Origin of the sequence: Nocardiopsis sp. CNS-639, from assembly GCF_000381685.1 — a bacterium.
GTDB classification, from domain to species: domain Bacteria; phylum Actinomycetota; class Actinomycetes; order Streptosporangiales; family Streptosporangiaceae; genus Nocardiopsis; species Nocardiopsis dassonvillei.
Genome location: NZ_KB906855.1, coordinates 232,503 through 257,974, shown reverse-complemented (window position 1 = coordinate 257,974; position 25,472 = coordinate 232,503). Strand labels below are relative to the sequence as shown.

Sequence of the window (25,472 nt, the reverse complement as noted above, 5' to 3'; positions counted from 1 at the left end):
TGGGCCCGGGAACCACCGCCCGACTCAGGACACCAGCGCTCCGACGAACACCGCGCGCTGGTCGGCCAGCCAGGCCTGGCGGCGGTCCCAGCGCTCCCACCCGCCCGTCCGCTCCAGGTCGCGGGCGAACAGGCCGTCACCGTTCTCGACCCGCTCGGCCACGAAGACGCGGGCGACGGCCGTGTACTCCTCGACCGTCCCCGGCAGGGCGCGGCGGTCCTCGGGGGAGAGCCCGTAGGCGTCGGCGAGGAGGCGCAGCCGGTGCGCGACGTCGCTCCCCTCGTGCGGGGTCCCGGCGGCCGAGACCGGGTCGAGCGCGGGCACCAGGTAGTAGGCCAGTGCCGCCACGTCCCAGACGGGGCGGCCCGGCGCGGCCAGGTCGAAGTCGATCAGGGCCGTGGCCCGGCCGCGGCGGAAGACGGTGTTCTCCAGGCAGGGGTCGTTGTGGCACAGGATGGGACCGCCCTCGGGGTCGGCCATCCCGGTGGAGCCGGTGTTCCAGGCGGCCGAGGCGTCCACGGGCACGCGTGCGGCGGCGTCGTGGTAACGGCGCAGCAGTTCGGCGCACGAGCGCAGGGTGTGTTCGGTGAACGCCCAGTCGGGGAACGGCGGGAGGGCGACGTCCCCCTCCACGAAGGTCAGCTCCTCCCGGCCGTCGTCGCGCAGCCGCAGCGGCACCGGAGCGCCCCTGAATCCGCTCTCGCCCAAGGCGCGCAGGTGGGCGTGGATGGCGGGCGCGGCGGGTGTCGCGGTGCGCACGACGTGGCCGCCGTACCGGAACACCGTGGTCATCATGCCGCCGGCCAGCCGCTTCCCCCTGTTGTCGGTGCCGCTGTCGGTATCGGTCGGATGGGTCATCGCTCTCCTCGGCGTCGAGGACCTGCGGCGGCGGGTCCACTCCGAAACTAGTGCCAGAGACCGTCCCAGGGGAGGCCGCGCCGCGTCACAGGTCGCCCCGGAGCAGGAAAGAGTCCGATCACAGCGGCGGAACCGGGACCGGACACGACCCCCGGGCCAGCGACTCGGCCCCGGCCACCCCGACCAGGGAGGCCGCCACGGCCGCGCGCACCGGCACCAGCGGCTCGGCGCCGTACTCGACGGTGTCGCGGAAGCCCCGCAGCAGGCGCACCGTGCCCTCGGCCCCGCGTTCCACGGGCTCGCCGTCCAGCGACAGCGCGGGCGGGACGCGTTCCTCCTCGTGGGCGTCGCCGTCGGGGCGGGTCCACCCCTCGTGGCGCACGCGCACCGACCAGGCGCGCTCTCCCCGCGCCCGCACCGACTCGGCCAGCCCGCGGGTGCCGCGCACCGACACCCAGCTCCAGTGGCTGTCGGGTTCGCCCTGGAGGAAGCCGTTGCGGGTGACGGCCAGGGCGCCCGTGGACAGGCGCACCACCATGGTGCTGGCCTGGCGCGGTGCGGCCTCGTCCACGGTGAACGCGCTGACCTCCACCGGGTGCGCACCGGTGATCGCCAGGATCGGTGACAGGGAGTGGGTGCAGTAGGCGGTGGGGGCGATGCGCCCGCGCCAGTGGGCGGGGTCGCCGGTCAGCCCGGCGACGCCCTCGGGGGACATGCCGTGCAGGTAGTCGGCCTCGATGAGGCTGATCCGGCCCAGTTCGCCCGCCCGGACGGCCTCGCGGACGAGCAGCACGTGCGGGTGGAGGGTGTAGTTCTCGGCCAGGGAGTAGGTCGCCGACGAGCGGTCGGCCGCCGCGACCAGCGCCCTCGCCTCGGACTCGTCGGCGCACGCGGCGGTCTCGGAGAGCACGTGGACGCCGCGGTCCAGGAAGGCCAGAGCCAGGGGCGCGTGGGCGTCGAAGTCGTTGGCCAGGACCACCCCGTCCAGGTCCTGGTCGAGCAGGTCCCGCCAGCGGTCGGTGAGGGTCGCGCCGGGCAGCCGCTCGCGGGCGGCTGCGTGCAGGGCGGGGTCGCGGTCGCAGGCCGCCACCACGTCCATGCCCAGTCTGGCGGCCCACGCCGCCAGGTGCAGGCCCATCCCCAGTCCCACCACTCCCACGCGCATGGGGGCATCATCGTCCCCCGGGCGGTCGCGGGGCAAAGGGATTACACGGCCCGGGTCAGGGGAGCACCCGTCCCCGGAGGTCCCGGCGGGCACGGGAGCGGACGCGCCGGGGCCCGCGAGGCGGGACCCGCCCCCGGGCGGCGTCACGTACGCGCAACGCGACGGAAACACGCCTCGCGCGGCGGCCGGGGGTCCCCTCCCGGTGACGACTCCGTGCGAGCACGCGCTGACCTGTGGCGACACCGGTTCCCCGGAGGGGGCGGCCGACCGCGGCCACGGAGGATTTATGTTTACATCGAGGTAATACACTCCTCACACAGCCACGATCCGCAGGCGTGAGGACCTCAGGGCCTGGGATCACCACCATGTGTTGCGCCAGCGTGCGCTTGTTCGAGGTTCCCGACACAACGGCGTGTGGGGTGCCCGTTCCACCTGTGCTGAAAGGAACGTTCACCCATGCCCTTCGCCGACGAGGCAGGCCGTGACCACCACCCCGGAGTCCGATCCGCCTACGAGCACGTCGTGCGCCGCAACCCCGACGAGCCGGAGTTCCAGCAGGCGGTGCTGGAGGTCCTGGACGACCTCTCCCCGGCCCTGACCCGGCACCCCGAGTACGCCGAACAGCGCATCCTGGAGCGCCTGTGCGAGCCCGAGCGCCAGGTGGTCTTCCGGGTGCCCTGGCGCGACGACCAGGGCCGGGTGCACGTCAACCGGGGCTTCCGGGTGGAGTTCAACAGCGCGCTGGGCCCCTACAAGGGCGGGCTGCGCTTCCACCCCAGCGTCAACCTCGGCGTGATCAAGTTCCTGGGCTTCGAGCAGATCTTCAAGAACGCCCTGACCGGCATGAACATCGGCGGCGGCAAGGGCGGCAGCGACTTCGACCCCAAGGGCCGCTCCGAGGCGGAGATCGAGCGGTTCTGCCAGTCGTTCATGACCGAGCTGCACCGCCACCTGGGTGAGCACACCGACGTCCCGGCCGGGGACATCGGCGTGGGCGGCCGCGAGATCGGCTACCTGTTCGGCCAGTACCGGCGCCTGGCCAACCGCTGGGAGGCCGGGGTGATCACCGGCAAGGGCCTGGAGTGGGGCGGCTCGCGGGTGCGCACCGAGGCCACCGGGTACGGCAGCGTGCTCTTCACCCAGCGGATGCTGGAGCGGTCGGGCCGCGCTCTGGACGGCCAGCGCGTGGTGGTCTCCGGGTCGGGCAACGTGGCGATCTACTCGGTGGAGAAGGCCCAGCAGCTGGGCGCGAACGTGGTGGCCGTCTCCGACTCCGGCGGCTACGTGGTGGACGACAAGGGCTTGGACCTGGACCTGCTCAAGCAGGTCAAGGAGGTCGAGCGCGCCCGGATCAGCGTCTACGCCGAGCGTCGCGGCGGGGGCGCCCACTACGTCGAGGGCGGCAGCATCTGGGACGTGCCGTGCGACGTGGCGCTGCCCTCGGCCACCCAGAACGAGCTGGACGCCGACGCGGCGCGCACGCTGGTGCGCAACGGCGTGGTGGCGGTGGCGGAGGGCGCGAACATGCCCACCACGCCCGAGGCGGTCAAGGTGCTGCGCGAGGCCGGTGTGCTGTTCGCGCCGGGCAAGGCGGCCAACGCCGGCGGTGTGGCCACCAGCGTGCTGGAGATGCGCCAGAACGCGCGGCGCACGTCGTGGTCCTTCGAGCACGCCGAGGCCGAGCTGGCCGAGACGATGGCGGGCATCCACGACCGCTGCGAGGAGGCGGCCGAGCGCTACGGGGCGCCGGGCGACTACGTGCTGGGCGCCAACGTGGCCGGGTTCGAGCGGGTGGCGGGCGCGATGCTGGCCCAGGGCCTGATCTGACGGTGGGGCGGGGCCTCCCCGGAGGCCCCGCCCCGTCCGGGCCCGGGTGTCACCGACGGTTGGGAGGAAATGGGCGTGTACGTCCGTGAGACCGGCGACGCACACGCCTCTCCTGTCCTGCTGCTGCACGGCGGCGGCGTCTCGGGATGGATGTGGCGTCCGGTGCTGGAGCGGCTCGGGGGCACGGCCCGCGCGATCGTTCCCGACCTTCCCGGCCACGGACGCAGCGCGGACGAGGCGTACCGCTCACACGAGGAGACCGCCCGGGCCGTGGCGGAGGTCCTGGAGGAACGCGCGCCGCGCGGCGCGCTGGTCGCGGGGTTCTCCCTGGGGGCGCAGCTCACGACGCTCCTGGCCGCGACCCGGCCCGACCTCGTCACCGGAGCCGTCGTCGTGAGCGCCCAGGCCAGACCCCTCCGGTTCCCGGGTGCGACCCTGGGCCTGCTCGCCGCGACCGCGCCGCTCGCGCGACAGCGGTGGTTCGCCAGGCTCCAGGCGAAGGAGCTGTTCGTCCCGGGCGAACTCCTGGAGGACTACCTCCGCGACAGCGCCCGCATGAGCCGTGCGACCCTTCTCGCCAGCGTCGGCGAGAACATCCGCTTCACCCTTCCCCCCGGCTGGTCCGGTTTCGGGGGCCCGGCGCTGGTGATGGTCGGGGAACGGGAGCGCGGGCTGATGCGCGATTCCGCGCGCGGCATCCGTGACGCCCTCCCGGGCTGCCGGCTGGCCTCCGTGCCGGGATGCGGTCACGGCATACCCCTCCAACGCCCGGACCTGTTCGCCCGTGTCCTGGCCGCCAGGGTGTGAGCGGCCCGTCCGGGCACGGCTCCGGGGCCGGGGCGCGCATCGGCGCCCCGGCCCCGGAGCCGTCAGGCGGGGACACCCGGGCGTCGGGGCCCGGAGGCGGTCATACGTTCGTCACCACAGGTGGTGGACCTGGGGCCGGACGAGTTCGTCGTAGACCTCGGCCACCCGGGCGCGGACCTCGGGGTCGAGCGGGGCCAGCTCGGCGGCGGAGGCGTTGCCGCGCGCCTGGTCGGCGTTGCGGGCGCCGGGGATGACCACGCTGACCCCTTCCTGGTCCAGGATCCAACGCAGCGCGAACTGGGCCATGGTCACGCCCTCGGGCACCAGCGGGCGCAGGCGCTCCACCGCCTCCAGTCCGGTCGCGTAGTCGATGCCGGAGAAGGTCTCGCCCTTGTCGAAGGCCTGGCCCTCGCGGTTGAAGTTGCGGTGGTCGTCCTCGCCGAAGGCGGTGTCGGCGGTGAACCTGCCCGACAGCAGACCGCTGGCCAGGGGCACGCGGGCGATGATGCCGACCCCGGCCTCGCGGGCGGCGGGCAGCACCCTCTCCAGCGGCTTGTGGCGGAAGGCGTTGAGGATGATCTGCACCGTGGCCACGTTGGGCCGGGCGATCGCGGTCAGGGCCTCGTCCACAGTCTCCACCGACACGCCGTAGGCGCGCATGCGGCCCTCGGCGACCATGGCGTCCAGGTCGTCGAAGACGGCGTCGGTGGCGATGACCCGCGGGGGCGGGCAGTGCAGCTGGACGAGGTCGATCGTGTCCACGCCCAGGTTCTGGCGGGAGCGGTCGTTCCAGGCGCGGAAGTTGTCGGGGTTGTAGTTGTCGGGGGTCTGGTCGGCGCGGCGGCCCATCTTGGTGGCCACGGTGATGCCGGGGCGCTCCTTGAGCAGCTGGCCGACGAGCCGCTCGCTGCGGCCGTCGCCGTAGACGTCGGCGGTGTCGAAGAAGGTGACACCGGCGTCGGCGGCCGCGTGCAGGGCGGCCAGGGCGTCGGTCTCGCTGACCTCGCCCCAGGAGGCTCCGATCTGCCAGGCGCCGAAACCGATGACGCCCACGTTGTTGCCGGTGCGGCCGAGTACGCGTGTTTCCATGGGTGCGATCCTAGGCCCTTGGGAGCGTTCCCATCTGCGTGGACTCCCGCGATCCCGTTCCGCCCCGGCGGCGGGGTTGACCCTGACCCCGGGTCAACCCCGCACCATGGCGGCATGAACACCGAGAGCGCCACGACCAAGACAGACGGAGTCCACGAGCCGCACGGCGGGCGGGGCCGCGGTGAAGAACGAGGCGGACGGGGTGACGGGACGCCGCGGCGCTTCACGGTCCACCACGACGGTGTCACCATCCCGGTGACCCGGGGCGGCCGGGGACGGCCGCTGGTCCTGTGCCCCGGGCTGCACACGACACAGGCCGACCTGCGCGAGCTGGCCGGGCTGCTGCGGCGCGACCACGACGTGGTGACCTTCGACCTCAGGGGGCACGGCCTCGCCTCCGCCGCCGACCGGTACTCCTTCGAGGCCCTCCTCGGCGACCTCGGCGCCGTGCTGGCGGAAGTGGAACGGCTCGACCCGCCCGAGGCACCCGTGCTCGTGGGCTACTCGCTGGGCGCGGACCTGGCCGTGCACCACGCCTCCGAGCACCCCGGCGGCGTCGCCGAACTCGTGCTCCTCGACGGGGCCAACCCGGTGCCCGAACCGTTCGTCACCGAGGCCGACCTGCCGTTCTTCTGCGCGATGTGGCAGGAGCAGGCGGCACGGCAGGAAGCCCAGCGGGGTACCGCGCACCAGGTGCTGCTCACCGCCCAGGAGGTCATCGACCTGAACACGGAGATCGACGAGGTCCGGTCCACGATCCTCGACCGCTACGACAGGATCGACCTGCCCGTCAGCATGGTCGTGTCGACCGCGATGGCCGGTGACAGGGGCGGGGAACACGCGACACGGTTCAACCGGAACTGGCGTGCCGGTGTCGCGCGGCTCGTCCGCGCGCAGCCGCGCATCGCCGTGCACCGGCTCGACGCCGACCACCAGCTCGTCTTCACCCACGCCCCGGAGATCGCCCGTATCATCCGGGGCACACGGGGCACGGGCGGGCGAGCCGAACCCTCGCACACACCCTGACCAGGAGGGATCGGTGCCATGCTGACCATCGGCGAACTGGCGTCGTACGCGGGGGTGACGGTGCGCGCGGTGCGGCACTACCACGCCAAGGGATTGCTGCCCGAGCCCGAACGCGACCGCTCCGGCTACCGCAGGTACGGCGCCGACGCCGTGGTCGAGCTGATCAGGATCAGGACCCTCGCCGGGGCCGGAGTCCCGTTGGCGCGTGTGCGGGAGCTGCTACGGGCCGACGAGGAGGAGTTCGCCGCGGCGGTCGCGGACATCGACGCGCGGCTGCGCGCGGAGATCCGGCAGCGGCAGCGGCACCGCGAGCAGGTCGCCCGGCTCAGAGCGGGGGACGGCCTGGCGCTGCCGCCGGAGGTGGTCGACCACCTCGCCCGGCTGCGGGCGCTCGGGGTGCACGAGCGGATCGTCGGGGCCGAGCGCGAGGGCTGGATCCTGCTGGCCGCGCACTCACCCGAACGGGTCGCGGAGTGGACGGCGCGCAAGCGGGAGCAGCTCGCCGATCCGCGGTTCGTCGACTTCTACCTCGTGCTGGGCCGGGCGCTCGGCCGGAGCGGCGACGACCCGCGGTTGGCCGGGCTGGCCGACGAACTGGCCGACTACCTCACGCGGATGGCCGACGAACGGGGCGAGGACTACGTGGACGACACCGACGTCGAACCGGCGCTCGCCGAGCTGATGGACAGGCTGGTCTTCGACACGGTGCCCCCGGCCCGACGACTGATCGAGCTGCTGAAGGAGCGGGGCTGGTCCGGCTGGACCAGGCTCGAACGCGTGGGCCCCGCGCCGGACGCGGCGCCCCGGAGGGGATGAGACGGGAGGACACGGCAGAAGGGAGCCGCGGCCGCGGCGCTCCGGGGGAGCGCCGGGGCCGAAGGCCACCGGGTTCGGGGGCGACTGGTCCAGGGGCCTCCGGCACGGGCCCACGGGGTTCGGGAACCCCCGGCCTCAGGGGCCGACGACCCGGAGCGCCCGGTGGGACCACCGCCGCGGAGCCGACGGTCCGGAGTCCACGGTACGGGGCCATCGGTCCGAAGACCGCGGGCACGGAAGCCGTCGGTGACGGCGGCGGCCCGGTGTCCTGCGCCTGTAACAGCGGTCATGCCCGGCGTTCACCGTACCGCGACGGATCGTCCCCGGACGTTCACACCGCGTTGCGCGCGGGCGGCTACCTTCGCTGCGTCAGCGTTCCCCCGGCAGAAAGGCACCCCCCGTGTCCCGCTTCGCCGCCCGACCCGCCCTCGCTCTGCTCGGCACGACCCTGCTGGCCCTGACCCCGGTCGTCGCCAACGCACCCGCCGCGTCCGCGGCCACCGCGCCCGAACGCGTGATCCTCTCGCCCACGGCCGACCCCGCCACCTCCCAGACCCTCGCCTGGCGCTCGGACGGCTCCGGACCGCCGGTCATGCAGATCGCCCCCGCCGCCGACCCCGGCCGGGTCACCACGGTCGAGGGCGCCGACACCGGCTCGGCCAGCGGCACCTTCCACGCCGCCACCGCCACCGGTCTGACCCCCGACACCTCCTACCGCTACCGCGTCGGCGACGGCACCGCCTTCAGCCCCTGGCGCACCTTCACCACCGCGGCCTCCGGCGCCGAACCCTTCACCTTCCTGTACTTCGGCGACGTCCAGAACGGCATCTCCACCGGCGGTGCCACGGTGGTGCGGGCCGCCCTGGCCGCCGAACCCGACGCCGAGCTGGTCGTGCACTCCGGCGACCTGGTCGACTCGCCCAACAGCGAGTCGCAGTGGACCGAGTGGTTCGGCGCCTTCGGACCCGAGGCCACCGGTACCGTCAACCACCTCGCCGCCCCCGGCAACCACGAGTACTCGCTGCTCTCCCTGAGCCGGTACTGGAACCCGCAGTTCCCGGGCGCGGGCAACGGGCCCACCAGCGGACGCCACCTGCCCCAGACCGTCTACCACACCGACTACCAGGGCGTGCGCTTCGTCGTCCTCAACTCCAACTACCGCAACGCGGCGCCGCTGAGCGCCGACTCCTGGCTGGACACCCAGCAGCGCTGGCTGGAGGAGGCCCTGGCCACCAACCCCCACCCCTGGACGGTGGTCACCTTCCACCACCCGGTCTTCTCCAACAGCCCCAGCCGCGACAACGGCCCCCTGCGCGACTCCTGGCTCGACACCCTGGAGGAGCACGACGTGGACCTGGTCCTCCAGGGCCACGACCACTCCTACGGCCGGGGCAACCTGACCGCGAACCGCACCGACGACCCCGACGTGCAGACCGGCCCGGTCTACACCGTCGCGGTGACCGGCACCAAGATGTACGACGCCTCCGCCTCCAACTGGACCGACAACGGCGCCGAGGTGCGCGTGCAGCTGACCGACACCTCCACCTTCCAGGCCGTGGAGGTGGACGGCGCCCGTCTGCGCTACACCGCCCGCACCGCCGACGGCGCGGTCGTGGACTCCTTCACCATCGACAAGAGCGACGGCAAGCGCGTGACCGACACGCTCTGAGCCCCGGCGTGGTGCCCCCGGCCCCTCGCCGGGGGCGCCAGGCGTGACGAAGGACCCCGCGCGCCGGTGCGGCCTGGCGTTAGGGTGAGGGCCCGCCACCCCCCGGCCCACGAAGGAACCGCGTTGCCCTCCGCCCCCGTCTCCTCCTCGCCCCCGCCCCGGCTCAGCGTGGCCTTCCACCGCTTCTGGGCGGGCAGCGTGTCCAGCAACCTGGCCGACGGCGTCATGCTCACCGCCCTGCCCATGCTCGCGGCCGCGCTGACCAACGACCCCCTGGCCGTCGCGGGGCTGACGACGGCCCGCTACCTGCCCTGGCTGCTGTTCGGCCTGTTCGCCGGGGTCCTGGCCGACCGCGCGGACCGGGTGCGGATGATGGTCGCCGCCAACCTGGTCCGCGCCGCGGTGATCCTCGTCCTGGCGGTCCTCATCGCCACGGACCAGGCCACCGTCGTACTGCTGTACGCGGTCATGTTCGCGGTGATGACCTGCGAGATCTTCTACGACGTGGCGGCGCGCGTGGTGCTGCCGTCCCTGGCGCGGGGCGCGCTGGACCGGGCCAACGGACGCCTGGTGGGCGGGCGCGAGGTCGCCCAGGAGTTCGTGGGGGCGCCGCTGGGCGGGTTCCTGTTCGTGGTGGCCGCGTTCCTGCCGCTGGCGGTCAACGCCGGAGCCTGGGTCCTGGGAGCCCTGGTGCTGCTCGGCCTGCCCCTGACCGCCCGGGGGCCGGGAGCGGCGCGCTCCCCGGAGCCGTCCGTGCGCGGCGGGCGCGCGGCGGGAGTGCGGTCGGTGCTCTCCGACCTGCTCGAAGGGCTGCGCTTCGTGTGGGGCGATGTGCCGCTGCGGGCGCTGGTGCTGTTCGTCGCGCTGGCCAACCTGGGCGCCGGGGCGCTGGCCGGGGTGTTCGTGCTGGTGGTCCAGGACCACTTCGGGGTGCCCGGGTCCCTGTTCGGGGTGTTCCTGTCGGCGGCGGCGGTGGGGGCGATCGCGGGCGCCGCGCTGGCGGCGCGGGCCGGTGCGCGGTTCGGTCGCTTCCCGGTCCTGGTGGCCGGTTTCCTGGGGCAGGCGCTCCTGAGCCTGGCCTTCGCCTTCGCCCCGAACGCGTGGGTGGCGGCCGCGGCGTGGTCGGTCCTGGCCGGGGCGAGCACGCTGGCTGGTGTGCTGTCGGCGGGCGTGGTGCAGTTGGTGGTGCCCGAGCACCTGATGGGGCGGGTGCTGAGTGTGAAGAAGATGTTGTCCTTCTCGCTGCTCCCGGTGGGCACGCTGCTGGGCGGTGTGCTGGGCCGGGTGGACCTGCGGGCTCCGGCGGTGCTCGGGGCGGTGGTGGTCGCGGTGGCGACGGTGTGGGTGTGGGGCCGCATGCGCGCGCTGTCGGCCCGCGCGGACGAGGCCGAGCGGCTGGCGCGCCGGACCGACTCGGCGCAGGGGTGAGGGACTTCCCCCTCACCGGGGCGCCGCGCCCTCTCGAAGACCCCGCGCGCCGGCGCGGCCTGGCGTTAGGGTGAGGGCCCGCCGCGGCGGGGAACGGCGCCGGTACGGCGGGCGCCCGGAACGCCCTCGGAGCGGCCCTCAGCCGTCGAAGCCGGTCAGCGCGCCCCGGCCGTCGAACCTGGCCACCGACGCCCAGGCGATCTCCCAGCGGTTGCCCTCGGGGTCCGCGACGTACGCCGAGCGCCCTCCCCAGGGGCGCTCCACCGGTTCGGCCACGACCGTGGCACCGGCCCGCACCGCGGCCGCGAAGGCGCTGTCCACCTGCTCGGGGCCGTCCACGTTGCAGGCGAGCGTGATTCCCGACCAGCCGACGGGGCCGGGGGCGCCGTCCGCCGCCTCGGCGGCCAACTCCTCCACCGGGTACAGGGCCAACAGGACGCCGCCCAGGAGGAAGGCCGACCAGCCGTCACCGCTGGCCGGAACCTCCTCCCAGCCCAGGGCCCTGTAGAACCGGCGGAGCCGGGGCAGGTCCCGGGCTCCCAGCGTCACGACGGACAAACGCGCGGGTAGGTCAGACATGCCTGGAGGCTACGCGTTCGGTGCCGGGTGAGGGAAGGACCGGGCGGGCGGAGGCCCCGGCCAAGGGCCTCGGCCCGAAGCGCTCCCGGTAGGCGGAGGGGCTGACCCCGGTGTGGGCGCGCACGCTCGCGCGCAGGTTGGCGGTGCTGCCCAGGCCACTGGCGCGGGCGACCGTCTCCAGCCCCATCCCGCCCGCCTCGATCAGGCGGCAGGCCAGCAGCACCCGCTCGGCGCGCAGCCAGGCCAGCGGGGTCGTGCCCAGCTCGGCCCGGAAGCGACGATGCAGGGTCGCGGGGCTGACCGACGCCCGGGCGGCCAGGTCGGCGACGGTGAGAGGGGAGTCCAGGCGCTCGCGCGCCCAGTCCAGGAGCGGGGACAGGGAGGTGTCGGCTGCCTCGGGTATGGGCCTGGGCACGAACTGGCGCTGCCCGCCCTCGCGGTGGGCGGTGAACACCAGCCGTCTGCTGACGGTGTTGGCGACCCCCTCCCCGTGGTCGCGGCGGATCAGGTGCAACCCCAGGTCCAAGGCGGCGGCGCTGCCCGCCGCGGTGAGCACACGGCCCTCGTCCACGAACAGCACGTCCCGCTCCAGCCGGACGCGGGGGTAGGTCCGGGCGAACAGTTCCTCGAACCGCCAGTGCGTGGCGGCCCGGCGGCCGTCCAGGACCCCGGCCGCCGCCAGGGTGAACGCGCCGCTGCAGAAGCTCACCAGACGGGCGCCGCGCCGGTCCGCCGCGCGCACGGCCTCCACCACCTCCGGGGAGGGCGGCACCTCGGGGTCGGGGCGGTTGGGCACGATGACGGTGTCGGCCTTCGCGACCGCCTCCAGCCCGGCCAGGCCGCCGAGGGTGAACATGCCCCGGTGCACGCGCACCTCGGGCACGGCCGCGCACACCGTCAGGTCGTACCAGGGGCGGTCGATCTCGGGGCGGCGCAGCCCGAACAGCTCCGTGGCCACGCTCATCTCGAAGGGGTTGGAGCCCTCGTCCACGACGAGGGCCACGCGGTGCGAGGATCCTTGCGGCATGTGCGATTCCTAGCACTTCCCCGGGCGGTGCGCCATCGCCAGGATGGCCCTCATGAGCGAACAGCCGATCAGCCTGAACGACGCGCTGGACTCCTTCGAGCAGCTGTGGAGCCCGCGCATCGTCACCCGGGTCAACGACTACGACGTGCGCGTGGCCAAGGTCCGGGGCGAGTACGTGTGGCACGCCCACGACGACACCGACGAGTTCTTCCTGCTTCTGGACGGGGACCTGCGCATCCGGTTGCGCGAACGCGCCGGGGGAGCCGAGCGGGTGGTCACCCTGGAGAGGGGATCGGTCTTCGTGGTGCCGCGCGGGACCGAGCACCGGCCCGAGTCCGACGGCGGGGCCGCCATCCTGCTGTTCGAGCCGACGGGAACGCTGACGGTGGGCGACCGGCACGAGGAGGTGCCCGACCACGTGGACGCCACCACCGGGCACGCCCTGGACGCGGGCTGACGCGGGGGACCGGTCGCACCGGTTCGCACGCGGGGCGCCCCGTAGCGTCGGTCCCGTCCCTCTTCGCCCCGACCCGGGGGCTCCCTCCGGCCAGGAGCCGCCGTGGAGACCCTGTTCGTTCCCCCGGAGCGGGGCCCCGCGCTCCGGGGCGGAACGCGGAGCCGCCAGGAAGGGTCTCGTACCGCGGTCGCTCCGCGCCTCAGGAGCCGTCCCGCAGTTCGGCCAGACGCTCGCCGGTGAAGCGGATGCGGTCGAAGGCGACGGCGCAGCCGTCGCCGGTCGGCGACTGGGCCTCGAACCCGATCCGGGCGGACGCGGCGTCGTCGATGGCGAAGAACCGGATCATCCGCCAGGCCGTGCCGTCCAGGGAGGCGTGGTAGGCGAAGGTCCGGCCGATCCGCGAGACGCGCAGCCACACCGTCCGGCCTTCGACGGTGAAGCCGTTGGCGTCGTCCGAGACGCCCCGGGTGACCACGGAGACGACCATGGGTTCGCGGTCGGGGGAGTACTCGAAGCAGAGCTTGCCCCAGTGGCGGTCATCGATCCACAGGAGCAGCACTCCGGCGTCGAAGGCCGACGCGAAGTCGACGGTGACACGCGCGCTGAACTGGAAGTCGCCTTCCGGGGGGACGCCGAGCAGGGTCTCGGCGTCGAGCGTGGCCGCGGCCTCGACCCGGGGGTCGGTGTCCGGGGAGATGAAGATGTCGCTGCGGGCGGTCGCGGCGGCCGTCACCGCGCCGGTCTCCTTCTCGACCGCCCATGCTTCCTCGGAGGACGGGGAGAGGGCGAAGGGCAGTCCCGGTACGTTCCAGGCGAGGGTCATGACTGCTTCCTCCGGTGTCGTGGTGCCAGGGGGTGGAAGGCCCCAGGCCCCGCCGGACTGCGGGGTGGGGCGGGGTCTTTCGACAGCTGCCGCGGGGGAGCGGACCACGTAAGCCTAGAAGGGGCCGTGCACGCGGCACCACTGGTCGCCCCGCTACGAGGGGGAGCCCGGTTCGTCGGACCCGCCGGGCTCGCAGGGCTTCGCCTACGCCCCTTCTCCGGTGAGCGCTCCGCGCACCATCGCCTCCGCGAGGACGCCGACCCGCTCCCGGTCGAGCAGGTCCGCGGGGAGGGTGACCAGATTGAACAGGGCGCCGGAGTAGAGGTCGACGAGGACGGGAACCGCGTCCTCGGGCACGCCCGTGCCCATCTCGTCGTGCAGTCCGGTGGTGTCGGCGAGCGCGGTGGCGCTCAGCCGGGCCAGGACGGCGGCCAGCGCGGGGCGGCGCCGGGCCTCCAGCCGCAGCTCGAAGACCGCCAGGTACCGGTCGCGCAGTTCGGTCGCCGCGGTCCACAGCGAGTCGGTGAGGATCTGGGCCAGGTCGTGCGCGCTGGTCGTCCTGCACGGCGCCGGGCCCGTCCCCGGCGGTGCGCCCTCCGCCGGGTCGGCGGCGGTGGCGGCCGCCATGTCCGCGAGGTGGAGTTCGAGGACGCGTTCGGCGGCGGCGACGAGCAGGGCCTCGCGGTTGCGGGCGTAGTTCGTGGCGGTCCCGGCCGGGACCCCGGCGCGGGCCTCGACGGCCCGGTGGGTCAACCCGTGCGCCCCCTCCTCGGCGAGCAGGGCGATGGCCGCGTCGGCCAGGGCACGGCGTCGTCGCAGGTTGGCGGGAGGCATGGGGGTCAGTATAGGTCGGCGGCTCCTACCACTACCATCGTATTGAACGGCGGTCGGTCCTCTGCCGAACGCCCGGCGGCGAGGGAGCGGACTGCTATGAGGGAACCGGTGGCGACGGTGGTCGGCGGCGGCATCGCGGGGCTGGCGTCGGCGGTGGCGCTGGCCCGCGAGGGCTGGCGGACCACCGTGCTGGAGCGCCGGTCCGGCGAGGCCGAGGTCGGCGCCGGGGTCGCGATGCTCGGCAACGGCGTCGCCGCGCTGTACGCGCTCGGATTCGATGACGAGCGCGTCGCGCGGATCGGGTACGAGACCACCGCGACGGGCTTCCGGGACGCCCGGGGCCGCGGCCTCCTGCTCATCCCCGACCACCGCCCCGAGGTGCGCGCGGTGGTCACACTGCTGGGCCTGCACCGGCAGCGGCTGCACGCCGCCCTCCGCCGGGCGGCGCAGGAGGCCGGAGCGGAGGTGACCGCGAACGCGCGGGTCACCGGTGTGCGCCCCGGAACACCCGGCGGGGAGCGCGCGGAGGTGCGGTGGCGCGGAGGGGACACCGACCACCGCACGGAGGCCGACCTCGTGGTCGGCGCCGACGGGATGTGGAGCGCGGTACGCGCCGCACTCTTCCCCACGGCCCGCCCCCGCTACAGCGGGAGCACGAGCTGGCGGGCCGTCGTCCCCGACACCGCCCGCGACGGACGTCTCGTCGAGTACTGGGGGCCGGATGGGGAGTTCGGCTCGGTGCGGGTCAGCGCGTCGGAACTGTACTGGTACGGCTACGTCCGCGCCCCGGAAGGAGCCGTCGTCGGCGACGAGCGCGCGGTGGCGCGCGCCCGGTTCTCCCGCTGGGCCCCGCAGATCGGTGAACTCATCGCCGACACCGCTTCCGGTCAGCTCATGCGCCACGACGTCTACCACCTGCCGGGCGGACTGCCCAGCTACGTCCGCGGGCGGGTCGTGATGGTCGGCGACGCCGCTCACGCCGCGCTGCCCACGATGGGGCAGGGAGCGGCCACCGCCCTGGAGGACGGTGCCAGCCTCGGGCGCCTGGTCGGCGGGCGGGCGGCGCACGGCCACGACCTGGGACGGGCCCTGGCGGAGTTCGACGCGGTCCGGCGCCCGCGATGCCGCTCGATGGCCGCGCAGGCCGTCCTCATGGCGCGGTTCGGGGCGGACCTGGGCGGTGGGTGGCGCCAGACGGTGCGCAACTCCGCGCTGCGCCTGGTCCCCGGCGGTGCCGTCGTGCGCGCGGGCTCCTCGGTGGCGCGCTGGACGCCCCCGCCGGCCCCCGGCCCGGCTCCGGACCGCTCCTAGCCCGCTGACGGCGGCACCGCCTTCTGGAGCCGTGTCAACCGTCGTCAGCGGTCCGGCCAGGCGTTGCCGACCGCGGCTCAGGGTCGGGTCTTGGACAGGTCCTGGACGATGGTCCGTTCGGGGACGAAGCGGACGAGGCGTGCGTCGTCGTCAAAATCCTTCAGGTCGGCGGGCCAGGTGGACTCGTCGTCGCCGAGGTAGCGGCGGAGCTTGCGTCTGGAGCGTTCCTCGTCGTAGGGCACGACCTCGGCCTTGCCGCGCATGATGACCTGGAGGAACTCCAACCTCTCCAGGTCACAGGTGTCCACGACCAGCGCGACCCGGGGGTCCTTGGCCAGGAACCGCGACATCCGCGAGTAGGCGCCGGTGATCCACCAGACCGCGCCCTCCTCCCACAGGAACCACACCGGACGCACCGTGGGCGCGCCGGAGGAGTCGGAGACGGCCACTCTGGCGACCAGGGGCCGGGCCAGGAAGGCGTCGACGTCGAAGGGGTGCTCGTGCTGGCTGAAGGTGCTGGGGGTTTCGCTCACAACATCAGGCTAGGCGGCCCGGGGCGGCGGGAGAAGGAGCTTTTCTCAGCTGTGGACAACCCGTCGTGGGGGCGTGCGGTGGCGGATCGGACGGAGCTGCGGCCCGCCAACGGCTGCGGCATAGGCCGGGGTTCGTCGGGACGAGGCGGGTGAGCCGCCGCCTCTCATGAGACCCGGCGCCCCTGTGAGTAGGCGGCACCACCGCGCACGGTGGTGCCGCCCGTTCGCACGGTCGCACACGGTCGATCGGAGCTGCCGCGACCGCGAGAGCCCCCGCCGGACCCGGCTCCGCGCCCAGAGCCCTGATCAGGGGTGAGGGGACCGCCGCAGCTTGGCCAACTCCTCCTCGTCGAAGTCCTCGGAGAAGCCCGGGACGGCCGGGGCGGTCCCGACCTCGGGTGGGGCCAGTTCGGGGTCGTCGTTCTGGAGGGCGAACGCGGGTGCCCAGCGGGCCGCGTGGTCCAGCGCGTCCACCACGGAGTGGAAGTACAGGTGCTGCCCGAAACCGCCGTGGGCGATGTGCATGAAGAAGCTCGTGCCGTCGGCGCCGCTGAACAGCTGGGCGTAGGAGGACGAGCAGGGACCGCCGTACTCGGCGAACGGGCGCCGGTTGAACCCGGCACGGGCGACACAGTCCGTCCAGTCCTCCTCGACGGTCTGGGTGGCGCACGCTTCGTTGACGGGGTCGGGTCCCGGCGCCCACGCGCCGTCCCGGTAGTGCAGTGCGGTGGTGGTCATGGGGGTCATGCTCGCAGGTGGACCCGGTTCATGGGCGGAGTTGGCGGTATTGGCCGGGCCCGGACGACGACCCGACGCGAAGAAGCCCGGTGTGCCCTGTTCCGCCCCGTCCGCCAGGCCTGGAACCGGTGGGGGGCGACCGCTCTGCGCACTCCCTCGGTAGCGTGCGGAGGATGACCCCCCGCGTGACCACTCGCACGGTCCGGGCCGCCGACGCGGACGGGCTCGTACCGCTCTACACGGCGCTGTCGCACCCCGCGACGGCCGCGCAGATACGTAGTCGCCTCGAACGGCTGACCGGTGATCCCACCTACGAACTCTGGGTCGCTGAGGCCGCCGCGGGAGAGCTGCTGGGCTTCGCCGCCGGGCACCTGCTGTTCCCGGTGGAGGACGACACCCCGGCCGCACAGCTCATCGCGCTGGTCACCGCCGAAGGGGCACGAGGGAAGGGCGTGGGCACGGCGCTGTGCGCCGCGTTCGAGACCTGGGCCGTGGAGCGGGGCGCGGCCCGGGCCGTGCTGAACTCCTCGACCGGGCGGACCGGGGCCCACGCCTTCTACACGCGGCGCGGCTACACCGCGTCGGGAGTGCGGTTCTCGAAGCCCCTGTAGCGCCGGGCCCCGTAGTACCGGACACCCGGCCGCCCGGTCCGCAACGGTCTACCGGGGTGTCCGTGACGCGCGGAAGGCGGAGCGGTAGGCGAGCGGGCTCACGCCGACGGTCCGGTGGAAGTGACGCCGCAGTGTGGTGGCGGTACCCATGCCGCAGCGGGCGGCGATCTGCTCGACGGTGGCGTCGGTGCTCTCCAGGAGTTCCTGGGCCAGGTGGACGCGCTGGCGGTGCAGCCACACGAGCGGGGTCGTCCCGGTTTCGGCCCGCACGCGCCGGACGAGCTGACGGGAGCTCAGACCGGCCCGCCGGGCCAGGTCCTCCACGGTCAGGGGCCGGTCGAGGCGGGCGCGAGCCCACTCCAGGGCCTCTCCCAGGCTGTCGGGAGCGCGGGGGGCGGCCGGTGGGGCGATGAACTGGGCCTGTCCGCCCGGGCGGTGGGCCGGTGCGACGAGTCTGCGGGCGAGACCACTGGCCGCCGCGGCTCCGTGGTCGCCGCGCACCAGGTGCAGGCACAGGTCCAGCGCCGCTGTCTTCCCCGCCGAGGTGAGGACCCGCCCGGCGTCGGTGTAGAGGACGTCGGCACGCACGTCGACGAGCGGATGGCGCCGGGCCAGCGCGTCGGCGTGCATCCAGTGCGTGGTGGCGGCCCGGCCGTCGAGCAGGCCGGCGGCGGCGAGCACGAAGGCACCGGTGCACAGGGACGCGATCCGGCTTCCGGTGCGGTGGGCCTCGTGCAGGGTAGCCAGGAACGCGGGCTCGGGACGGGCCTCGGGGACGTGGGAGGCGGGCACGATCACGGTGTCGGCCCCGGGCAGGTCCTCGAACCGGTGCGCGGGGACTCCCGGCAGGAGGGGAGAGGCCGCGCCATCGGCGGTGTGCGCGGTCAGGCGGTACCAGTCGCCGCCGGGGGACAGGTCGGAGCGGTCGACTCCGAAGACCTCCGCGGCGATCGCGAGCTCGTAGGGCATCGTGTGTTCGTGTACGGCGATCGCGACCGTGTGCATGTCGCGAATTGTACGCAGGGCGTCGGATCGGACACTGGTCCGGTGCGGGTCCGCTGCACGAGGATGGCCGTCATGGAGCGAATCTCTTTGACGGGTCCGCGTGCGCGCGGACGTGTACTGGTCTACGGCGCCTACGGTCACACCGGGCGGTTCGTGGTCGCCGAACTGGTGCGCCGTGGTCTGGAGCCGGTGCTGTCGGGGAGGAACGCGCACGCCCTCGCCGCCGTGGGCCGCGGTTACCCCGGTCTGGAGGTGCGCCTGGCCGACGTCGGGGACCCGGCGGCGCTGGAGGATGCGGTCAGGGGCGTGGCGGCGGTGGTCAACTGCGCCGGGCCTTTCCTGGACACCGCGGGGCCGTTGGCTGCCGCCGCGGTCCGGGCCGGAGCCCACTACCTGGACGTGACCGCCGAACAGCCCTCGGTGCAGGCCACCTACCGCGCGCACGGCGAGGACGCAGCCGCGGCGGGTGTGGTGGTCCTGCCCGCGATGGCCTTCTACGGGGGCCTCGCCGACCTGTTGGCCTCCGCCGCGGTCGGCGGACGAGGGGGCGGGGTGGAGGAGGTCACGGTCGCCATGGGGCTGGACCGGTGGTGGCCCACCGAGGGGACGAGGCTCACCGGGAGCCGCAACACCGCTCCCCGCCTGGTGGTCGCCGACGGGAAGCTGGTGCCGGTCGGCGCGTCGGCGCCGCCGCGCGTCTGGGACTTCCCCGCTCCCCTGGGGCGGCAGAAGGTCGTGCGACTCCCGTTCTCGGAGGTCGTCACGATGCACCGTCACCTGGGCGCGGAGCGGATCGACTCCTATCTGAGCGAGGCGCCCCTGGCCGAGTTGCGCGATCCGGCCACCTCCGGACCCGAGGCCGTCGACGGGAGCGGGAGGTCCGCCCAGAGGTTCGCGGTGGACGTGCGGGTCCTGGCCGACGGGGTCGAGCACCGGGCCGTCGCCAGCGGCCGGGACATCTACGCGGTGACCGCGCCTCTGGTGGCGGAGGCGGTGACGTGTGTGCTGGACGGCCGTGTCCGCGCCACCGGGGCCCTCGCCCCCGGGCAGGCGTTCGACGCCGCGGACTTCCTGGATGCGCTGTCCCCCTGGGCGCTGACGGTGGAGCTGCCCGGGGACGCGCGGCGGGAGCCGGAGCGGGCGACGAAAACCCGGTGACGGCGGGGGAGCGGTCGGCCACAATGGCCCGATGGTCGACCGACACTTCTCCCAGCCGGACCTGGCCGAGCTCTACGACTACTTCAACCCCTGGCGGGGCTCGCCCCAGGACGACTTCTACCTCGACCTGGTCATGGACGCCCGCCGCGTCCTGGACGTGGGCTGCGGGACGGGCAAGCTCCAGCGGGTGGCGCGCGAGCGCGGCCACACCGGGCGCCTGGTCGGCCTGGACCCGGCCGACGCGATGCTGGAGGTCGGGCGGCGCGAGCGCGACGACGTCGAGTGGACCCTGGGCGAACTGCCCGCACAAGCCTTCGAGGGCGAGTTCGACCTGGTCGTCATGTCCGGCCACGCCTTCCAGGCGTTCCTCACCGACGACGAGGTGCGGGAGTTCCTGGCGGCGGTGCGCCGCGCCCTGACCGACGACGGACGGTTCGTGTTCGAGACCCGCAACCCGGCCGCGCGGGGCTGGGAGGCGTGGACCCCCGACCGTGTGCGCACCGTGGACGGCCCCGGAGGGCGCAGGGCCACCTGCGTCCACCGGCTGGAGAGCGTGGAGGGCGACCTGGTCACCTTCACCTCCGGCTACCGCGTCGAGGACTGGGGCGGGCCCCGGAGCAGTCGCAGCACGCTGCGCTTCCTGGACGCCGAGGCCCTGAACGGCTTCCTGGCCGAGGCCGGATTCGACGTGAGCGCGCAGTACGGCTACTGGGACCGCGGTCCGCTCACCGACGCGAGCGCGGAGATCATCACCTTCGCCCGGCCTCGGTGACCGGCGTCCGTCCGGGAAACCTCTGTCGCGAATCCCCGACACCTGAATCACTTTCTGCCGCATAATGTGAGTCATGGAAACCAGGAAGAGGAAGTCCGTGCCGGTGCGGGCGAACGCCGCCTGCATAGCTGAGCGGATCCAACACCCCGAGACTCCCGAGCGCCGCGCCGTCTCCGGTCTCGTCGGCGGACTGCCCGAAGGCGAACTGTCCGAGAGCGCGGCCCTGGCAGCTCTGCTGGAGGCCGGCCGGACCGCTGTCGCCCAGGAGGTCCTGGCCCAGGAGTACGCGGCCATGGCCCAGGAGGACACCAGAGAGGACAGGGAGGCCAGAGCGGCCATGCGCGGTCGTGTCAGCCGCCGCCAGCAGGCCGACTGATGGCGGCACTGGTTCCGGTGCGAGGCCGGGTCTACGCCGCCGACATCGGCTTCGGGCGCAAACCCTGGGTGGTGGTGTCCAACAACCACCGCAACCGGGCGTTGGGAGACTGCCTGGCAGTACGGCTGACCACGACACTGCGTACTCCCACCACCACGATCGTGGCGCTGGGGCCCGCCGACCGTCCCTTCGTCGGGCGGGTCATGTGTGACGACATCACCCTGCTGGACGGCGAGGACCTCATCGAGGACCAGGGAGCGCTCAGCTTCGCGACCATGACCTGTGTGGCGAACGGGCTCCGGGCAGCGCTGGGCCTGTGAGTCGCCCAACACGCCACAGCACCGCTCGTCCGGTGGCTGTGGCGGGTGGTGGCCGCCTCCCCGGTCGTGCTCTGACCCCGGCTGCGCCGGTCGCCCGTTTCCGGAGGACCGACGGGGCGACCGGCGGGCTCACCCGCGCGGGCCGAGGCTGGCCTGGAGCCCGTCCAGCAGGGCGTTGAGCCCGAAAAGGAAGGTCTCCCACGCCTCCTGTTCCAGGTAGGGCTCGTCCTGGTTATCGTTGCTGAACGCCCCCTGTTCCGACATCAGGGTCAGCACGGGGAAGCGCCGGTCGAAGTCCGGGGCGACCCGGTCCAGCTGCGCGGAGCGTTCGTACCACCAGGCGTCCTCGGCCACACCCGTGACCTCCGGGGCGCGGCGCGACTCCGAGGCGATCTGCACGGGTCCGCGCACGAGGGTGAACAGGTTGCCGTAGGCGCTGCGGATCTGCGTGGGGCCCAGCCCGGCGCGGTGCAGAACCACGGCCAGCGACTCGAACAGCCGGTACTCGTTGGGGCCCAGCACCGGCCGGGCCTGGGAGACCTCCAGGGTCCAGGGGTGGCTCAGGTAGAAGTCCCACAGCCGGGTGGCCCAGGATGTCGTAGCCGTGCGCCAGTCTGGTTCGGCGTCGGCCTCGGCGGCGTCGGCCAGTTCCGCGAAGACGTGGTCGTACATCAGCTCCACGAGTTCGTTCTTGCTGGCCACGTAGGTGTACAGCGACATGGCGGTGCGCCCCAGGCGCTGGCCCACCGCGCGCATGGACAGCGCCTGCATCCCCTCGGCGTCGGCGAGGGCGATGGCGGTCTCCACCACCAGGTCCACGCTGAGTTCGGGCTTGGGGCCGGGGGCCGTGCGGGCGCCGTCCCCGTCGCGCGACCTCCACAGCAGCTCCATGGTGCGACGGGCGTCACCCTGCCCGGCGTAGACCACCACTTGCATCTCCTTACGCCATAAACTAACGTTCTCCAGCCATCAGCTTACGCCATAAGGACTCCTGAGGAGCAGTGTGTCTTCCCACCCCACCACAGCGGACACCCACGACACCATCCAGGTCCGGGGAGCCCGGGAGAACAACCTCGCCGACGTTTCGGTGGACATCCCCAAACGGAGGCTGAGCGTCTTCACCGGCCTGTCCGGCTCGGGCAAGTCCTCCCTGGTCTTCGGAACGATCGCCGCCGAGTCCCAGCGCCTGATCAACGAGACCTACACGACCTTCGTCCAGTCGTTCATGCCCACGATGGGGCGGCCCGACGTGGACAGCCTGCGCAACCTCAGCGCGGCGATCATCGTGGACCAGGAGCGGATGGGCGCCAACTCCCGCTCCACCGTCGGCACCGCCACCGACGCCGCCGCCATGCTGCGGATCGTCTTCAGCCGGGTCGGCACCCCGCGTCTGGAACCCTCCAGCGCCTTCAGCTTCAACAACTCCGAGGGCATGTGCGGTGAGTGCGAGGGCCTGGGGCGCACCAACCAGATCGACGTGGACGAACTCGTCGACCGCGACCTGTCCCTGAACGAGGGCGCGATCACCGTCCCCGGCTACGGGGTGGGCAGCTGGTACTGGCAGGTGTTCGTCAACTCGGGCCTGCTGGACGCCGACAAGAAGGTGGCCGACTACACCGACCAGGAGCGCCACACCCTGCTGTACCTGCCCGTCACCAAGGTCAAGGTGGGCGCCAACTCCTTCTCCTACGAGGGGCTGGTCCCCAAGATCAGGCGCACCTACCTGGCCAAGGACCGCGAGAAGATGCAGACGGCCGTGCGCGCCTTCGCCGACCGCGCGGTCACCTTCTCCACCTGCCCCGAGTGCGAGGGCGCCCGCCTCAACGCCCGGGCCCGGGCGGTCAGGGTCGCCGGGCGCACCATCACCGAGTGCTCGGCCATGCAGGTGGATGAGCTGGCCGGGTTCGTGCGTTCCCTGGACGAGCCCTCGGTCAAGCCCCTGCTGGACAACCTCGGCCACACCCTGGAGTCCCTGGTGCAGGTGGGGCTGGGCTACCTGAGCCTGGACCGGGAGTCGGGCACGCTCTCGGGCGGCGAGGCGCAGCGGGTCAAGATGGTGCGCCACCTGGGCTCCAGCCTCAGCGACGTCACCTACGTCTTCGACGAGCCGACCACCGGCCTGCACCCGCACGACATCGAGCGGATGAACAACCTGCTGCTGAGCCTGCGCGACAAGGGCAACACGGTGCTGGTGGTCGAGCACAAACCCGAGACGATCGCCATCGCCGACCACGTGGTGGACCTGGGGCCCGGCGCCGGGCCCTCGGGAGGACGCGTCACCTACACCGGTGACGTGGCCGGACTGCGGGCCTCGGGCACGCTCACCGGCGACCACCTGGACCACCGGGCCACCCTGCGCGAGCGGGTGCGCACGCCCCGGGGGCACATCTCCATCACCGGCGCGAACTCGCACAATCTGAAGGACGTCAGCGTGGACATCCCGACCGGGGTGCTCACGGTGGTCACCGGCGTGGCGGGCTCGGGCAAGAGCTCGCTCATCCACGGCGCGCTGCCCGGGCGCGAGGACGTGGTGGTGGTCGACCAGTCGGCGATCAAGGGGTCGCGGCGCTCCAACCCGGCCACCTACACCGGGCTGCTGGACCCGATTCGCACCGCCTTCGCCCGCGCCAACAACGTCAAGGCCTCGCTGTTCAGCGCCAACTCCGAGGGCGCCTGCCCCGAGTGCAAGGGCGCCGGGGTCATCTACACCGACCTGGCGATGATGGCCGGGGTCTCCTCGCCGTGCGAGCACTGCGAGGGCAAGCGGTTCCGGGCCGAGGTGCTCACGCACAAGCTGCGCGGTAAGGACATCAGCGAGGTGCTGGCGATGTCGGTGGTGGAGGCGCGCGAGTTCTTCTCCGGCGGCAACGCCCGCACGATCCTGGACCGGCTGCACGACGTGGGCCTGGGCTACCTGGGCCTGGGCCAGCCGCTGACCACCCTGTCGGGCGGTGAGCGCCAGCGCCTGAAGCTGGCCATCAACATGGCCCGCGACGGGGCGGTGTACGTGATGGACGAGCCGACCACCGGCCTGCACCTGGCCGACGTGGACCGGCTGCTGGCGCTGCTGGACCGGTTGGTGGACGACGGCAACACGGTGGTGGTGATCGAGCACCACCAGGCGGTGATGGCGCACGCCGACCACGTCATCGACCTGGGGCCGGGTGCCGGGCACGACGGCGGCCGGATCGTGTTCGAGGGCAGCCCCGCCCAGCTGGTGAAGGAGGGCGACACCCTCACCGCCCGCCACCTGCGGGCCTACCTGGAGCGCTGACCGATGTTCTCCGGGAGGACCTGAGCGGCGGGTACGCGCGCCGAAGGCCCTCGCGTGCGGCGGGGACAGCCGGGCACTGCCCCCGTGTCCGTCCCGGCGCAGCCGGTGCCGGGACGGACGCACCGTGCCCCCCGACCGGCCGGCGGACTCGGTGGTCCCCGACAGGACCGGGCGACTCCAGTCCCCTCGGATCTCCGACCCGGAAACGGTCGCACCGGCGGGGGTGGCGCGGCCCGCGTCCGTGCCGCTCCCGCCTCGGGAACGGAGACGGCCTGGCAGCGGCCGGACGTGGTGGCCCGGCTCCGTCGCCCACGCCCTAGGCTGAGCCGGTGAGCGAACCGATCATCGTGGCCCGTGCCGTGGACGTGGAACTGGGCGGTGTCCCGGTCCTGCGCGGAGTCGACCTCACGGTCGCGCCCGGGGAGGTGGTCGCGGTGCTCGGCGCCAACGGCGTCGGCAAGACCACCCTGCTGCGTTGCCTCGCGGGGCTCCAGCGGACCGCGGGCGAGGTCAGCGTGCTGGGCCGACCCCCCGTGGACGAACCCGGGTTCTGGCGCGAGGTCGCCCTGGTCGGCGACGAACCCACCTGGTACCCGGGACTGACCGTGCGCGAGCACCTGGGGCTGACGAGGGCCGTACACGGCCCCGGACGGCTGGAGGTGGCGGCGGCCGTGGAGCTGTTCGAGCTGTCCGGCTGCGCGGACCGGGCCCCGTCCTCGCTGTCGACCGGGCAGCGCCAGCGGCTGTCCCTGGCCATGGCGCTGCTGCGGCCGAGCCGGTTGCTGCTGTTGGACGAACCCGAACGCGGACTCGACGCCGCCTTCCGCGGACGGCTCGCGGAACTGCTCACCGAGTACGCCGCGAACGGCGGCACGGTGGTGATGGTGACGCACGACCCGCGGTTCGCCGAGGACGCCCGCCACGTCGCCCTGGAGGCCGCCGCGTGAACGGGACCACGCGGACACAAGG

General features: G+C 73.5%; 26 protein-coding genes. 15 read left to right on the top strand and 11 right to left on the bottom strand.

The genetic code is table 11. The annotated features are described in order from the left end of the window. Positions 1 to 24: 24 nt before the first annotated feature. On the bottom strand, positions 25 to 858 hold the full coding sequence (locus tag G011_RS0103730; protein ID WP_019607296.1) for a phosphotransferase: 834 nt from the start codon (positions 856 to 858) through the stop codon (positions 25 to 27). A gap of 118 nt (positions 859 to 976) precedes the next feature. After that, entirely contained in the window at positions 977 to 2,023 is a 1,047-nt protein-coding gene (locus G011_RS0103725; RefSeq protein WP_019607295.1) for a Gfo/Idh/MocA family protein, read from the bottom strand. A 456-nt stretch (positions 2,024 to 2,479) separates the two neighbouring features. Between G011_RS0103725 and gdhA the strand changes: the two genes are divergently transcribed. Beyond that, positions 2,480 to 3,850 (top strand): NADP-specific glutamate dehydrogenase, encoded by a 1,371-nt coding sequence (gene gdhA, locus G011_RS0103720; protein ID WP_019607294.1) that lies wholly within the window; start codon positions 2,480 to 2,482, stop codon positions 3,848 to 3,850. A gap of 69 nt (positions 3,851 to 3,919) precedes the next feature. Next, positions 3,920 to 4,657 (top strand): alpha/beta fold hydrolase, encoded by a 738-nt coding sequence (locus G011_RS0103715; protein WP_019607293.1) that lies wholly within the window; start codon positions 3,920 to 3,922, stop codon positions 4,655 to 4,657. 111 nt (positions 4,658 to 4,768) lie between these two features. Here G011_RS0103715 and G011_RS0103710 read toward each other — a convergent pair whose 3' ends face one another. After that, positions 4,769 to 5,746, bottom strand: a complete 978-nt coding sequence (locus tag G011_RS0103710; RefSeq protein ID WP_019607292.1) for an aldo/keto reductase — start codon at positions 5,744 to 5,746, stop codon at positions 4,769 to 4,771. A 114-nt stretch (positions 5,747 to 5,860) separates the two neighbouring features. Here G011_RS0103710 and G011_RS0103705 point away from each other — a divergent pair, with 114 nt between their 5' ends. The 4 genes from G011_RS0103705 to G011_RS29500 all read left to right on the top strand — a co-directional run bounded on the left by G011_RS0103705 (position 5,861) and on the right by G011_RS29500 (position 10,685). After that, on the top strand, positions 5,861 to 6,772 hold the full coding sequence (locus G011_RS0103705) for an alpha/beta fold hydrolase (RefSeq protein ID WP_019607291.1): 912 nt from the start codon (positions 5,861 to 5,863) through the stop codon (positions 6,770 to 6,772). Between the two features lie 18 nt (positions 6,773 to 6,790). Then, complete coding sequence (locus tag G011_RS0103700; RefSeq protein WP_019607290.1) at positions 6,791 to 7,588, top strand: MerR family transcriptional regulator; 798 nt, start codon at positions 6,791 to 6,793, stop codon at positions 7,586 to 7,588. Between the two features lie 400 nt (positions 7,589 to 7,988). Beyond that, entirely contained in the window at positions 7,989 to 9,257 is a 1,269-nt protein-coding gene (locus tag G011_RS0103695) for a metallophosphoesterase family protein (protein ID WP_019607289.1), read from the top strand. 123 nt (positions 9,258 to 9,380) lie between these two features. Continuing rightward, entirely contained in the window at positions 9,381 to 10,685 is a 1,305-nt protein-coding gene (locus tag G011_RS29500; RefSeq protein ID WP_019607288.1) for an MFS transporter, read from the top strand. A gap of 138 nt (positions 10,686 to 10,823) precedes the next feature. On the opposite strand, the gene G011_RS0103685 is transcribed toward G011_RS29500, so the two are convergent. Together G011_RS0103685 and G011_RS0103680 are read right to left on the bottom strand one after the other, a co-directional pair. Then, positions 10,824 to 11,264, bottom strand: coding sequence for a VOC family protein (locus G011_RS0103685; RefSeq protein WP_026337987.1), 441 nt, complete (start codon positions 11,262 to 11,264; stop codon positions 10,824 to 10,826). Next, a complete protein-coding gene (locus G011_RS0103680) occupies positions 11,257 to 12,291 on the bottom strand; it encodes a helix-turn-helix domain-containing protein (protein WP_026337986.1) in 1,035 nt (344 codons plus the stop codon). Before G011_RS0103680 ends, G011_RS0103685 begins: the two co-directional genes overlap by 8 nt. Positions 12,292 to 12,343: 52 nt before the next feature. On the opposite strand from G011_RS0103680, the gene G011_RS0103675 reads away from it, so the two are divergent. Next, entirely contained in the window at positions 12,344 to 12,748 is a 405-nt protein-coding gene (locus tag G011_RS0103675) for a cupin domain-containing protein (RefSeq protein ID WP_013153085.1), read from the top strand. Positions 12,749 to 12,947: 199 nt separating this feature from the next. Here G011_RS0103675 and G011_RS0103670 read toward each other — a convergent pair whose 3' ends face one another. Next, positions 12,948 to 13,571 carry a DUF1349 domain-containing protein gene (locus G011_RS0103670; protein ID WP_019607285.1) on the bottom strand — a complete coding sequence of 208 codons (624 nt, stop codon included), beginning with the start codon at positions 13,569 to 13,571 and terminating at the stop codon, positions 12,948 to 12,950. Between the two features lie 204 nt (positions 13,572 to 13,775). Continuing rightward, on the bottom strand, positions 13,776 to 14,405 hold the full coding sequence (locus G011_RS0103665) for a TetR/AcrR family transcriptional regulator (RefSeq protein ID WP_019607284.1): 630 nt from the start codon (positions 14,403 to 14,405) through the stop codon (positions 13,776 to 13,778). Between the two features lie 96 nt (positions 14,406 to 14,501). Between G011_RS0103665 and G011_RS0103660 the strand changes: the two genes are divergently transcribed. Beyond that, the gene (locus G011_RS0103660; RefSeq protein ID WP_019607283.1) at positions 14,502 to 15,716 is read left to right on the top strand and encodes an FAD-dependent monooxygenase; all 1,215 of its coding nucleotides are present in this window, start codon (positions 14,502 to 14,504) and stop codon (positions 15,714 to 15,716) included. A 77-nt stretch (positions 15,717 to 15,793) separates the two neighbouring features. Here G011_RS0103660 and G011_RS0103655 read toward each other — a convergent pair whose 3' ends face one another. Both G011_RS0103655 and G011_RS0103650 read right to left on the bottom strand, forming a co-directional pair. Beyond that, on the bottom strand, positions 15,794 to 16,249 hold the full coding sequence (locus G011_RS0103655; RefSeq protein WP_019607282.1) for a pyridoxamine 5'-phosphate oxidase family protein: 456 nt from the start codon (positions 16,247 to 16,249) through the stop codon (positions 15,794 to 15,796). Positions 16,250 to 16,555: 306 nt separating this feature from the next. Continuing rightward, complete coding sequence (locus G011_RS0103650; RefSeq protein ID WP_019607281.1) at positions 16,556 to 16,987, bottom strand: hypothetical protein; 432 nt, start codon at positions 16,985 to 16,987, stop codon at positions 16,556 to 16,558. A gap of 185 nt (positions 16,988 to 17,172) precedes the next feature. Between G011_RS0103650 and G011_RS0103645 the strand changes: the two genes are divergently transcribed. Beyond that, complete coding sequence (locus G011_RS0103645) at positions 17,173 to 17,598, top strand: GNAT family N-acetyltransferase (RefSeq protein WP_231391369.1); 426 nt, start codon at positions 17,173 to 17,175, stop codon at positions 17,596 to 17,598. Positions 17,599 to 17,646: 48 nt separating this feature from the next. On the opposite strand, the gene G011_RS0103640 is transcribed toward G011_RS0103645, so the two are convergent. Next, positions 17,647 to 18,603 (bottom strand): GlxA family transcriptional regulator, encoded by a 957-nt coding sequence (locus G011_RS0103640; RefSeq protein WP_019607279.1) that lies wholly within the window; start codon positions 18,601 to 18,603, stop codon positions 17,647 to 17,649. 72 nt (positions 18,604 to 18,675) lie between these two features. Here G011_RS0103640 and G011_RS0103635 point away from each other — a divergent pair, with 72 nt between their 5' ends. The 4 genes from G011_RS0103635 (at position 18,676) to G011_RS0103620 (ending at position 21,229) form a co-directional block, all read left to right on the top strand. Further along, positions 18,676 to 19,761, top strand: coding sequence for a trans-acting enoyl reductase family protein (locus tag G011_RS0103635; RefSeq protein ID WP_051104321.1), 1,086 nt, complete (start codon positions 18,676 to 18,678; stop codon positions 19,759 to 19,761). Positions 19,762 to 19,792: 31 nt separating this feature from the next. Continuing rightward, positions 19,793 to 20,533 (top strand): trans-aconitate 2-methyltransferase, encoded by a 741-nt coding sequence (locus G011_RS0103630; RefSeq protein ID WP_019607277.1) that lies wholly within the window; start codon positions 19,793 to 19,795, stop codon positions 20,531 to 20,533. 73 nt (positions 20,534 to 20,606) lie between these two features. After that, positions 20,607 to 20,909 (top strand): molecular chaperone GrpE, encoded by a 303-nt coding sequence (locus G011_RS0103625; protein WP_210746184.1) that lies wholly within the window; start codon positions 20,607 to 20,609, stop codon positions 20,907 to 20,909. Further along, positions 20,909 to 21,229 (top strand): type II toxin-antitoxin system PemK/MazF family toxin, encoded by a 321-nt coding sequence (locus tag G011_RS0103620; RefSeq protein WP_019607276.1) that lies wholly within the window; start codon positions 20,909 to 20,911, stop codon positions 21,227 to 21,229. The genes G011_RS0103625 and G011_RS0103620 overlap by 1 nt, the downstream gene beginning before the upstream one ends. A gap of 129 nt (positions 21,230 to 21,358) precedes the next feature. On the opposite strand, the gene G011_RS0103615 is transcribed toward G011_RS0103620, so the two are convergent. Then, positions 21,359 to 22,159: a TetR/AcrR family transcriptional regulator gene (locus G011_RS0103615; protein ID WP_019607275.1), complete on the bottom strand. Its 801-nt coding sequence runs from the start codon at positions 22,157 to 22,159 to the stop codon at positions 21,359 to 21,361. 73 nt (positions 22,160 to 22,232) lie between these two features. On the opposite strand from G011_RS0103615, the gene G011_RS0103610 reads away from it, so the two are divergent. Beyond that, entirely contained in the window at positions 22,233 to 24,503 is a 2,271-nt protein-coding gene (locus G011_RS0103610; protein WP_019607274.1) for an excinuclease ABC subunit UvrA, read from the top strand. Between the two features lie 329 nt (positions 24,504 to 24,832). Further along, positions 24,833 to 25,450, top strand: coding sequence for an ABC transporter ATP-binding protein (locus G011_RS0103605; protein WP_019607273.1), 618 nt, complete (start codon positions 24,833 to 24,835; stop codon positions 25,448 to 25,450). The last annotated feature ends 22 nt before the right edge of the window (positions 25,451 to 25,472 follow it).

Coding starts and splice junctions, on each gene's coding strand:
- G011_RS0103730 (WP_019607296.1), bottom strand. CDS start 858: ATGACCCATCCGACCGATACCGACAGCGGCACCGACAACAGGGGGAAG.
- G011_RS0103725 (WP_019607295.1), bottom strand. CDS start 2,023: ATGCGCGTGGGAGTGGTGGGACTGGGGATGGGCCTGCACCTGGCGGCG.
- gdhA (WP_019607294.1), top strand. CDS start 2,480: ATGCCCTTCGCCGACGAGGCAGGCCGTGACCACCACCCCGGAGTCCGA.
- G011_RS0103715 (WP_019607293.1), top strand. CDS start 3,920: ATGGGCGTGTACGTCCGTGAGACCGGCGACGCACACGCCTCTCCTGTC.
- G011_RS0103710 (WP_019607292.1), bottom strand. CDS start 5,746: ATGGAAACACGCGTACTCGGCCGCACCGGCAACAACGTGGGCGTCATC.
- G011_RS0103705 (WP_019607291.1), top strand. CDS start 5,861: ATGAACACCGAGAGCGCCACGACCAAGACAGACGGAGTCCACGAGCCG.
- G011_RS0103700 (WP_019607290.1), top strand. CDS start 6,791: ATGCTGACCATCGGCGAACTGGCGTCGTACGCGGGGGTGACGGTGCGC.
- G011_RS0103685 (WP_026337987.1), bottom strand. CDS start 11,264: ATGTCTGACCTACCCGCGCGTTTGTCCGTCGTGACGCTGGGAGCCCGG.
- G011_RS0103680 (WP_026337986.1), bottom strand. CDS start 12,291: ATGCCGCAAGGATCCTCGCACCGCGTGGCCCTCGTCGTGGACGAGGGC.
- G011_RS0103675 (WP_013153085.1), top strand. CDS start 12,344: ATGAGCGAACAGCCGATCAGCCTGAACGACGCGCTGGACTCCTTCGAG.
- G011_RS0103670 (WP_019607285.1), bottom strand. CDS start 13,571: ATGACCCTCGCCTGGAACGTACCGGGACTGCCCTTCGCCCTCTCCCCG.
- G011_RS0103665 (WP_019607284.1), bottom strand. CDS start 14,405: ATGCCTCCCGCCAACCTGCGACGACGCCGTGCCCTGGCCGACGCGGCC.
- G011_RS0103660 (WP_019607283.1), top strand. CDS start 14,502: ATGAGGGAACCGGTGGCGACGGTGGTCGGCGGCGGCATCGCGGGGCTG.
- G011_RS0103650 (WP_019607281.1), bottom strand. CDS start 16,987: ATGACCACCACCGCACTGCACTACCGGGACGGCGCGTGGGCGCCGGGA.
- G011_RS0103640 (WP_019607279.1), bottom strand. CDS start 18,603: ATGCACACGGTCGCGATCGCCGTACACGAACACACGATGCCCTACGAG.
- G011_RS0103635 (WP_051104321.1), top strand. CDS start 18,676: ATGGAGCGAATCTCTTTGACGGGTCCGCGTGCGCGCGGACGTGTACTG.
- G011_RS0103630 (WP_019607277.1), top strand. CDS start 19,793: ATGGTCGACCGACACTTCTCCCAGCCGGACCTGGCCGAGCTCTACGAC.
- G011_RS0103625 (WP_210746184.1), top strand. CDS start 20,607: ATGGAAACCAGGAAGAGGAAGTCCGTGCCGGTGCGGGCGAACGCCGCC.
- G011_RS0103620 (WP_019607276.1), top strand. CDS start 20,909: ATGGCGGCACTGGTTCCGGTGCGAGGCCGGGTCTACGCCGCCGACATC.